General features: G+C 32.3%; 10 protein-coding genes. 7 read left to right on the top strand and 3 right to left on the bottom strand.

Annotated features, from left to right (window positions below):
* Nucleotides 1-62 precede the first annotated feature (62 nt).
* From ACJAX4_RS18795 to rfbA, 3 genes are read right to left on the bottom strand one after another with little or no spacing between them, the layout of a single operon-like run.
* Nucleotides 63-290: a hypothetical protein gene (locus tag ACJAX4_RS18795; RefSeq protein WP_435790968.1), complete on the bottom strand. Its 228-nt coding sequence runs from the start codon at nt 288-290 to the stop codon at nt 63-65.
* A 21-nt stretch (nt 291-311) separates the two neighbouring features.
* Complete coding sequence (rfbC, locus tag ACJAX4_RS18790) at nt 312-869, bottom strand: dTDP-4-dehydrorhamnose 3,5-epimerase (RefSeq protein ID WP_435790967.1); 558 nt, start codon at nt 867-869, stop codon at nt 312-314.
* 39 nt (nt 870-908) lie between these two features.
* Nucleotides 909-1,793: a glucose-1-phosphate thymidylyltransferase RfbA gene (gene rfbA, locus ACJAX4_RS18785; protein ID WP_435790966.1), complete on the bottom strand. Its 885-nt coding sequence runs from the start codon at nt 1,791-1,793 to the stop codon at nt 909-911.
* Nucleotides 1,794-2,006: 213 nt separating this feature from the next.
* On the opposite strand from rfbA, the gene rfbF reads away from it, so the two are divergent.
* The 7 genes from rfbF to rfbH are packed head-to-tail and all read left to right on the top strand — an operon-like array spanning nt 2,007 to nt 9,951.
* Nucleotides 2,007-2,777 (top strand): glucose-1-phosphate cytidylyltransferase, encoded by a 771-nt coding sequence (rfbF, locus tag ACJAX4_RS18780; protein ID WP_435790965.1) that lies wholly within the window; start codon nt 2,007-2,009, stop codon nt 2,775-2,777.
* Nucleotides 2,759-3,847 (top strand): CDP-glucose 4,6-dehydratase, encoded by a 1,089-nt coding sequence (rfbG, locus tag ACJAX4_RS18775; RefSeq protein ID WP_435790964.1) that lies wholly within the window; start codon nt 2,759-2,761, stop codon nt 3,845-3,847. The genes rfbF and rfbG overlap by 19 nt, the downstream gene beginning before the upstream one ends.
* 52 nt (nt 3,848-3,899) lie before the next feature.
* Nucleotides 3,900-4,781 carry an acetaldehyde dehydrogenase (acetylating) gene (locus ACJAX4_RS18770; RefSeq protein WP_435790963.1) on the top strand — a complete coding sequence of 294 codons (882 nt, stop codon included), beginning with the start codon at nt 3,900-3,902 and terminating at the stop codon, nt 4,779-4,781.
* 4 nt (nt 4,782-4,785) lie between these two features.
* Nucleotides 4,786-5,829, top strand: a complete 1,044-nt coding sequence (gene dmpG, locus ACJAX4_RS18765) for a 4-hydroxy-2-oxovalerate aldolase (RefSeq protein ID WP_435790962.1) — start codon at nt 4,786-4,788, stop codon at nt 5,827-5,829.
* A gap of 24 nt (nt 5,830-5,853) precedes the next feature.
* Complete coding sequence (locus ACJAX4_RS18760) at nt 5,854-7,632, top strand: thiamine pyrophosphate-binding protein (RefSeq protein WP_435790961.1); 1,779 nt, start codon at nt 5,854-5,856, stop codon at nt 7,630-7,632.
* A 42-nt stretch (nt 7,633-7,674) separates the two neighbouring features.
* Nucleotides 7,675-8,601 carry an NAD-dependent epimerase/dehydratase family protein gene (locus tag ACJAX4_RS18755; RefSeq protein ID WP_435790960.1) on the top strand — a complete coding sequence of 309 codons (927 nt, stop codon included), beginning with the start codon at nt 7,675-7,677 and terminating at the stop codon, nt 8,599-8,601.
* 27 nt (nt 8,602-8,628) lie between these two features.
* The gene (gene rfbH / locus ACJAX4_RS18750; protein WP_435790959.1) at nt 8,629-9,951 is read left to right on the top strand and encodes a lipopolysaccharide biosynthesis protein RfbH; all 1,323 of its coding nucleotides are present in this window, start codon (nt 8,629-8,631) and stop codon (nt 9,949-9,951) included.
* Nucleotides 9,952-10,059: the final 108 nt, after the last annotated feature.

Genomic DNA, 10,059 nt, shown 5'->3' with positions numbered 1-10,059 from the left:
AATCAGTTAAAAAATTAAGTAATGGAATTACTTCTACTAAATAAACAGCCAAAAAGGATGCCTTAGGGCATCTTTTCTAACTGTATCATATTTTTAGCAAGCAGTTTAAACTCTTCTGTAGAACATGGTAAAACTTTTGTATTAATACCTTTAAGTCTAAATATTTCTTTAGTTAATTCATACCAGGTGCATTCACCTTTACAGGTACAATGAAAAAGTGCGTAATTCATGTAATGAATAAAATTTGAGCCTATAAATCCATCACCACCAGTTATTAAATAAGTTTTCATTTATATTTATTCTCCTTTTCACTAAACGAATATTTCTATGTCTCTTAGTTTTTTTAGACTTTTATCTTTGTCTGATAAAAATACTGATGCTAACCCTTCGAGGGGCCACTGTACAGCTATATCTTCGTCTGTCCATGAAATTCCACTTTCATACTCAGGTCTATAGTAGTCTGTACACTTATAATTAAATATAGCAATTTTAGATAGTACTAAAAAACCATGAGCAAAGCCTTCAGGAATGTACAATTGCTTTTTATTTTCAGCTGTAAGAATCACACCTACATATTTGCTAAAGGTAGGGGAATCCTTCCTCAAGTCAACAGCTACATCAAAGACTTTACCCTTAGTAACTCTAACTAATTTTCCTTGAGGATGATTTATCTGAAAATGAAGACCACGCAGAACACCTTTTTTAGATTTTGATTCATTATCTTGAACAAATTCCATAGTAAGTCCGGCATCACAAAAGTCTTTTTTATTATAACTTTCCATGAAATAGCCTCTAATATCTCCCAGTATTAGAGGCTCTATTATATACAAATCTTTAATTTTTGTTTGAACAAAATTAAACTTACCCATATAAAATCCTCCATTACTTATTATTTATAATATTATATATTATGATTTAATTTTGTTATCTTCACATGCAATCTTAAGTAAATATTTTCCGTATTCTGTTTTTATTAGTGGTTCAGATATTTTTAAGAGCTGCTCCTTATCTATAAAACCATTTAAGTAAGCTATTTCTTCTATACATGCTACATATAGTCCTTGCCTTGTTTGCACCGCTTCCACAAAGTTAGAAGCATCTAGAAGTCCTCTATGTGTTCCAGTATCAAGCCAAGCCATGCCTCTACCCAGTAATTCTACTTTTAGACTTTTTCTTTTTAAATATTCATTATTCACAGATGTAATTTCTATTTCATCTCTATCAGATGGTTTAACATTTTTAGCAATGTCTATTACAGTATTATCATAAAAATACAGACCACAAACAGCATAATTTGATTTTGGTTTTTCTGGTTTTTCTTCAATTGACACTATATTATTGTTTTCATCGAACTCCACAACTCCAAAATCTTCTGGATTACTTACATGGTATCCGAAAATAGTAGCACCTTCTTTTCTATTTGCAGCGATTCTAAGTCTTTCGGTAAAACCGTAACCATGAAATATGTTATCTCCAAGTATTAAAGCTACATTATCATCGCCTATAAAACGTTCTCCTATTATAAATGCATCTGCAAGTCCACGAGGATACTGCTGAACAATATATTGCAGATTGATACCTATAAAACTGCCATCACCAAGTAATTCTTGAAAAGATGTAATGTCTCTAGGTGTTGAAATAATTAGTACTTCTTTTATACCTGCAAGCATTAACACTGATAATGGGTAATAAATCATAGGTTTATCATATATAGGTAATATTTGTTTTGATACTGATTTTGTTATTGGATAAAGACGTGTGCCATATCCTCCTGCTAAAATAATACCTTTCATATTTTGCCTCCTGAGAAAGTCTATCTTTATTAATATATTATAGTTAGTGCAAATTAGTGCATCACATTATTTTAGTCAACAATAAAATTTTTTTATAAAAGATAAAAATCACAGAGGAATTATTAACATTTATGCACTTCTATCTGAAGCTAACATAAAATATAGAGTAAATGCTCATAAAATTTACTTAAGTAATTATGGTGGTGAAATTTAATGAAAGTAGTAATACTTTGTGGTGGAAAAGGAACACGTATGCGCGAAGAAACGGAATACAGGCCTAAGCCTTTAGTTGAGATAGGTTGTAAACCGATTTTATGGCACATAATGAAAATATATTCAAGCTATGGATTTAATGACTTTATTTTATGTGTTGGGTACAAAGGAGACATGATAAAGCAGTATTTCATGGATATGTACTGGAGAAACAATGATTTTACTTTGGATTTAAGTGGCGATAGAAAAATAGAATATCATACAAAGGAAGAGGAAAATTGGAATATTACTATTGTTAATACAGGAATTGAAACTATGACGGGTGGAAGATTAAAACAAGTAGAAAAATATATAGATGGTGAGGAATTTATGTTTACTTACGGAGATGGATTAAGTGACATAAATATCTTAGAACTTTTAAAATTTCATAGAAAAAAGGGGAGAATAGGAACACTTACAGGAGTAAATCCTATTTCTACGTTTGGGGTTATGGAAATTGAAGATGGAATTGTTAATGCATTTAAAGAAAAACCAATTTTAAAAGAACGGGTAAATGGTGGTTTTATGGTATTTAATAAAGAAATATTTAAATATTTACCAACAGAAGATTGCTTTTTTGAACAAGAACCTATAAGAAATCTTGCAAAAGATAAACAGCTTGCGGTTTATGAACATGATGGGTTTTGGACTTCTATAGATACTTTTAAAGATGTTGAAGCAGTAAATAAATTATGGGATAAAGGGGAGCATTTATGGAGCACAGCAGAGTAGATTTGTTTAATAACTTTTACAAGGATAAAAGAGTATTAATTACTGGACATACTGGATTTAAAGGTTCATGGCTTTCAATTTGGTTAAATGAATTAGGAGCTAAGGTTGTTGGATATGGATTAGATCCATATACGCAGGATGATAATTTTGTTGTAACTGGTTTAAAAGATAGAGTTATAGACATTAGGGGAGATATTAGAGATTATAAAAAGATGCAAGAAATATTTGCAAAATATAAACCGGAAATAGTATTTCATCTTGCAGCGCAACCACTTGTCAGGCTTTCTTATGAAATACCAAAAGAAACCTATGAAATAAATGTTATGGGGACATTAAACGTACTCGAGTGTATTAGAAATACTGATTCTGTAAAGGTAGGGGTAATGATTACAACAGATAAGTGTTATGAAAATAGAGAACAAATTTATCCATATAGGGAAACTGACCCTATGGGAGGGTACGACCCATACAGTTCAAGTAAAGGGTGTGCAGAAATTCTTATAGCATCTTATAGAAATTCATTTTTAAGCCCAAAGGATTATGAAAAGCACGGTACGTCAATAGCATCTGCTAGGGCAGGAAATGTTATTGGTGGAGGCGATTGGTCAAAGGATAGAATAGTGCCAGATTGCATAAGAAATCTTATAGAAAACAAAGATATAGAAATAAGAAATCCCAATGCAGTTAGGCCATGGCAACATGTGCTTGAGCCATTAAGTGGGTATTTGAATCTCGCGTCGAAAATGTATAATGATGGTCTGAATTTCTGCAGTGGTTGGAATTTCGGACCGAATATTGATTCAATAGTTCCTGTGAAGACCGTTGCAGAAATAATTATAAATAAATGGGGAAAAGGAAAATGGGTAGATTTATCCAATCATAGTGCAGTGCATGAGGCGAATTTATTGTGTTTGGATTGTACTAAATCAAGAGTTCAATTGGGTTTGGAACCAAAATTAAATATAGATGGAGCAGTAGAATATACAGTAGATTGGTATAAAAATTACAAGAATAGTAACGTTTATAACTTGTGCAAAAAACAAATCCTGGAATATTCATTTATTTCTTAACTTAAGAGACTCCATACTAGAAAAGAACTATTAGCTATTAAGGGGGACATAGATGAAGAAAATGAAAGTAGCTATTATAGGAACAGGTAATATTGGAACAGATTTATTAATGAAGATAATTAAATCGGAATTCTTGGAATGTTGCCTTTTTACGGGTAGAAATCCAGAATCAGATGGCATAAAAAGGGCAGAAGATATAGGGATAAAGGTTTCGTGTGATTCAATTAAAGCTATTGAAGATGATCCTGGCTGTTGTGATATAGTATTTGATGCTACTTCAGCAAAAGTCCACATTTATAATGCACCTATTTTAAAAAGATTAGGCAAATATACAATTGATTTAACTCCTTCGCAAATAGGAAAAATGTGTGTACCAGTAATAAACCTTAAAGAGTGTTTGAGTGAAGATAATGTTAATCTAATTACATGCGGTGGTCAGGCAACAATTCCAATTGCTTACGCTATAAGAAAGGTTCACCCGGAAATTGAGTATATTGAGATTGTGGCTAGCATTGCCTCAAAATCTGCAGGACGTGGTACTAGGGCAAATATTGATGAATTTACTCAGACTACCAGGGAAGCACTTACTATTTTTACAGGAGTACCTAAAGCTAAAGCAATTATTAATTTGAATCCTGCAGAGCCTCCGGTTATAATGCATAATACAATTTATGCCAAAATTGATAATCCTAGAATAGATGAGATTCTGACAGAAGTCCATCTAATCGTTAAAAAAATACAACAATATGTTCCAGGTTATAGAATAGTTTTAGAACCAGTAGCAGAGGGTGGAAGAGTTACCACGATGATTGAAGTTGTAGGTGTAGCAGACTTTCTACCTAAATATGCAGGTAATCTCGATATTATTACTTGTGCAGCAGTAAATATAGCAGAAGAGTATGCCAAGAAGAAAAGATTGATGGAAGGAGTTTAAATTTATGGATAATATTCTTTTTTTTGATTCCACCTTAAGAGATGGCTCACATGCAGTGAGCCACCAAATCAGTGCGGAAAGTATATCACAATATTGCCATGAAGCTGATAACGTTGGATTGCATACTATTATTGTAGGACATGGTAATGGACTAGGAGCTTCATCACTGCAGGTTGGGTTATCAGCTTTGTCAGATGAGGAAATGCTTAATACTGCTCGATTGGAATTGAAAAAGACTAAGCTTGGAGTTTTCCTTATTCCTGGGTTTGGAACAATCAAAGAGAACTTAGCTCCAGCACTTAAAATTGGAGTAGATTTGGTATGTGTTGGTACTCATTGTACAGAAGCTGATGTTACCCGCCAACATATTGAATATGTTAGGAATAATGGTAAAGAGGCCTATGGGGTCTTAATGATGTATCACATGACTACGACAGAACGGTTATTGGAAGAGGCTAAGAAAATGCAAGACTATGGTGCCTTAGGGGTAATTCTGATGGATTCAGCTGGTGCATCTACTCCCGATATGGTTTCTGAAAAAGTTAAGTATTTAGTTGACAATCTAGACGTAAAAGTTGGGTTCCATGCACATAATAATTTAAGCCTTGCTGTAGCGAATTCTTATACTGCAATAAAGGAAGGAGCTACTATTGTTGATGGCACTCTGCGAGGGTTTGGTGCAGGTGCAGGTAACTGTCAACTTGAAGTATTAGCAGGACTCTTACAAAAACTTGATATTGAAACAGGCCTGAATTTATATAAAATGATGGATATAAGTGAATACATTGTAACCAAAATAATGAAAAAACCTCAAGAGATAACGTCATTAAGCCTAATTAGTGGTTTGGCAGGTGTATTTTCAGCCTTCGCTAAACATGTTCAAAAGGCATCAGAAAGATTTAAGGTAGATCCACGAGATATATTTATTGAATTAGGTAAAAGAAAAATAATTGGTGGACAAGAAGACTTTATTGTAGATGTAGCTATGAACTTGGCACAAAGGAAAAAGCAAGATGATATAAGTTATCAATTGGAATCCTTATTATAAATAAATTTAAGGGGGGTGTAATTTATGAGAGTTGCTGATTTTATATTTAAGTTCTTAGTAGATAAAGGGTTAGAATCTTTATTTATGGTATCTGGTGGGCAAGCAATGTTTCTCGTAGATGCTGTTTGTCAAAATAAAGATATAAAGGTAATATGTACTCATCATGAGCAGGCCGCAACCATGGCTGCTGAAGCATATGGAAGAATTACGGGGAAACTCGGTGTTGCTTTAGTGACAGCTGGACCCGGAAGTATTAATGCGATGAATGGTTTGGTAGGGGGATGGACTGATTCATCACCAATGATGGTAATTTCGGGGCAATCTGCTCTATCATGTGTACAGTTTCAGCAGAAAACTAATATAAGACAATATGGTGTACAAGGAATAAATATAAAACCATTTGTTGAAAGTGGTACTAAGTACTTTGTAACAGTAGATGATCCCTGTAAGATTCTATACTACTTACAGGAGGCTTATTATAATGCAACGAGTGGAAGACCAGGTCCAGTTTGGATAGATGTACCATTAGATATTCAAAGGATGGAAGTTCCTACTAATTTATTAGAGGAGTTTACTCGCCCATTAGATAAAATTAATTATAAACAGCTAAAGCAGGAAGTTACACAAACTTTAGAGCTAATATATAATTCAAAAAGACCTATTTTTATTGTTGGGCAAGGAGTCAGAATTGCAAAAGCTGAGACGGAATTTATTGAAACTATAGAGAAATTTAATATTCCAACGCTTACGTCAAGGCTAGGTATAGACTTAATTGAAAGTGAAAATGACTTATATGTAGGACGTCCTGGGAATTATGGAGAACGGGCTGCAAATTTTGCTATTCAAAATGCTGATTTGATAATTTCTGTTGGATGTAGGCTTGCAACGGCACTAATAGGTCATGACAAAAAGGATTTTGGTAGAAACTCTAAAAAAGTAGTAGTTGATATAGATAAAGAAGAATTGGAGAAGCCAGATTTAGATATTACTTTAAAAATAAATAATGATGCAAAACGATTCTTTAAGGAATTATTAAAACAAGTAAATGTTGGTGTAAAACCAGATTTTTCAGAATGGGTGAAGGTATGTAATAATTGGAAGAAAACTTACCCTGTGGTAGTAGAATCTTATAAAGATGAGAAACCTGTAAATTCTTATTACTTTACTGACAAATTATCTGAATTATCATCTAAGGATGACATGATATTAGTTGATACAGGTTCTTGTTTCCATGTAGCTTGTCAAGCATGGAAGATTAAGAAAGACCAAAGATTTTTAACAACAGGAGGTCTTTCATCTATGGGATACTGGGCTGCTGGTATAGGAGCATGTATTGCCAATAACTCAAAAAGAACATTAGTTATAACAGGTGATGGTAGTTTGCAAATGAACATTCAAGAGTTTGCAACAATAAAACATAATAATCTTCCAATTAAGATATTTATCTTTAATAATAATGGATATTTGTTAATTAGATTTACTCAAAAGAATTTAATGGAAGGTAGATTATTTGGTGAGGGCCGAGAATCAGGTGTATGGTGTCCTGATTCTTTGAAGATTGCGAAGGCTTATGGCATTAAAGGTGTTAGAATTGATTCTGTTTACGGCATGGAAGAAAAAATTCAGGAAGTGCTTAACTATGATGGCCCTGTAATATGTGATGTAATGACACCCGAATGGCAATTAATTGTTCCAAGAGTATCATCAGAAAAAATGCCGGATGGTTCTTTAGTTTCAAAGCCATATGAGGATATGTTCCCATTTCTAGATAGAGAAGAGTTTTTAAAGAATATTATAAAATAATGAAACGTAAATCAATATTATTGTTCCAGGGGGCAAATCTTTATGAGGAAATTAAATAATATAATGTTAACTGGATCTAATGGATTCATTGGTAGCAACCTATTAGAGAATTTGAGTAAGGATTATAATGTATATCCTGCAAATAGGGAAACTGTTAATCTTTTAGACGGGAAGTCGGTTAGAAGTTTCATTAATAAAAATCAAATAGATTTAATTATTAACTGTGCTAATGTTGGTGGTACAAGGAAAACTGGGTATGATATCGGTAAAGTTGATATATTTCAAGAAAACTTGAAGATATTTTTTAACTTAGTACGTTGTCTAAATAAAGATATAAGACTGATTCACTTTGGAAGTGGTGCAGAATATAATAAAAATAATGATTTGAAAAAAATAAAAGAATTAGATTTTGATAAAAGCGTACCAGAAGATAGTTATGGGTATGCGAAGTATATTATGTCAAGGTATATTGAAAAAGAAGAAAATATAAATTGTTTAAGAATATTTGGCTGTTATGGTCCTCATGAAGATTACACATTTAAATTTATCTCAAATTCAATAATTAAAAATATAATGAATTTACCGATAACAATAAATCAAAATGTTGTTTTTGATTATCTTTTTATTGATGATTTGGTTAGCATTGTAAGACAGTTTATTATTAATCAACCCAAAGATAAAATAATGAATATAACACCCACAAAGTCAATTGATTTATTAAAAGTTGCAAGGATAATAAATGAAATTGGTGATAATAAGAGCGAAATAATTCTATTAAAACATAACTTAAACAAAGAATATACAGGAGATAATTCTTTATTATTTAAATATTTAAAAGATTTTAACTTCACTTCTTATGAAATTGGAATTAGAAAATTATACGATTACTATGTTAAGAATATTGATAAGATCGAAATTAAAACTATTAAGAATGATTTGTATATAAAAAATTGTAAAACAGTATTATAAATAAGTTATTTATAAAAGAGGTGCAATATGAAAAAAGAAGAGCAAATTAGGAAAGAGATTTTAGATAAAGTAGCTGAACTATATGAATTTAGAAACGCAAACAAAGAATTTATTCCTGAAATATCTAAGGTTAATTATGCAGGTAGAGTTTTTGATGAAAAGGAAATGGTCGCGGTTGTAGATTCCGTATTAGATTTTTGGCTTACATTAGGAGCGAAGGGCAGAGAGTTTTGCGATAATTTTTCTGGATATCTAGGGATAAAGCATTGCTTAGTAACAAATTCAGGCTCATCAGCTAATCTAATTGCAGTTTCGGCACTTTGTTCTAAATCAATAAAAAATCCAATGAAACCTGGGGATGAAGTAATAACAACTGCAATGACTTTTCCAACAACACTAAACCCAATTATCCAAAATGGGTTAATGCCTGTGTTTGTTGATATAGAAGAGGACACATATAATATTGATGCCTCAAAAATAGAAGAGGCTATAACAGATAAAACAAGAGCTATAGTTTTTGCTCATACTTTAGGGAACCCAGCAGATATGGATAAAATAATGGATATAGCAAGAAGGCATAACTTATATGTAGTGGAAGACACTTGCGATGCACTAGATTCAAGTTATGATGGAAAGCCTTGTGGAACTTTTGGTGATTTTTCAACCTACAGTTTTTATGCAGCTCATCATATTACTATGGGAGAGGGCGGAGCTACCTGCACAAATTCGCAGGAACTATATAAAGCAGCGCTTTCAATAAGAGATTGGGGAAAGGCATGTTTTTGTCAAACTGGTGAAGAGAGTACTAATGGTGCTTGTGCCCATAGGTTTGATTTTAAGTTCAAAGGTCTACCAGAAGGGTATGATCACAAATATGTTTTTAGTAATATAGGGTATAACTTAAAACCATTAGATATGCAATGTGCAATGGGAATCGAGCAACTAAAAAAACTGCCGGAGTTTACAAAGGCAAGGAAAAATAATTTTAAAAGACTATATGAATGTTTTAAAAAATATGAAGATGTATTTGTTTTGCCAAGATCTCTACCGAAAGCTGAACCATCCTGGTTTGCGATACCAATTACTGTAAGAGAAACTGCTGGGTTTTCTAAGAAGGATTTTGTTACTTATCTCGAAGCAAAACTTATAGAAACTAGAATGCTATTTGCGGGAAATATTCTAAAACAGCCAGGGTACACGGATATAAAGTATAAGATATCAGGCGATTTAAAATATACAGATGGTGTGCTTTATCGAACATTTTTTCTAGGAGTTTATCCAGGTATAACAAAGGAAAAGTTGAATTATATGATAAAAAGTATAGATAGTTTCTTTGAAAAAAACAAATAATGAAAAAGCTTACCTGAATTATAGAGGCCACTGAAAAAAGCGCTCTTTTTTCAGTTAAGTTTTTAAGCTTTAACAGAAAAAGCATGAGATATCCATATTTATGGATAT

This window comes from Clostridium sp. (assembly GCF_051278035.1).
Taxonomy (GTDB): domain Bacteria; phylum Bacillota; class Clostridia; order Clostridiales; family Clostridiaceae; genus Clostridium_AD.
Note: the sequence above shows the minus strand (reverse complement) of the source record. Positions and strands in the feature narration are given on the sequence as shown.

Coding starts and splice junctions, on each gene's coding strand:
- ACJAX4_RS18795 (WP_435790968.1), bottom strand. CDS start 290: ATGAAAACTTATTTAATAACTGGTGGTGATGGATTTATAGGCTCAAAT.
- rfbC (WP_435790967.1), bottom strand. CDS start 869: ATGGGTAAGTTTAATTTTGTTCAAACAAAAATTAAAGATTTGTATATA.
- rfbA (WP_435790966.1), bottom strand. CDS start 1,793: ATGAAAGGTATTATTTTAGCAGGAGGATATGGCACACGTCTTTATCCA.
- rfbF (WP_435790965.1), top strand. CDS start 2,007: ATGAAAGTAGTAATACTTTGTGGTGGAAAAGGAACACGTATGCGCGAA.
- rfbG (WP_435790964.1), top strand. CDS start 2,759: ATGGAGCACAGCAGAGTAGATTTGTTTAATAACTTTTACAAGGATAAA.
- ACJAX4_RS18770 (WP_435790963.1), top strand. CDS start 3,900: ATGAAGAAAATGAAAGTAGCTATTATAGGAACAGGTAATATTGGAACA.
- dmpG (WP_435790962.1), top strand. CDS start 4,786: ATGGATAATATTCTTTTTTTTGATTCCACCTTAAGAGATGGCTCACAT.
- ACJAX4_RS18760 (WP_435790961.1), top strand. CDS start 5,854: ATGAGAGTTGCTGATTTTATATTTAAGTTCTTAGTAGATAAAGGGTTA.
- ACJAX4_RS18755 (WP_435790960.1), top strand. CDS start 7,675: ATGAGGAAATTAAATAATATAATGTTAACTGGATCTAATGGATTCATT.
- rfbH (WP_435790959.1), top strand. CDS start 8,629: ATGAAAAAAGAAGAGCAAATTAGGAAAGAGATTTTAGATAAAGTAGCT.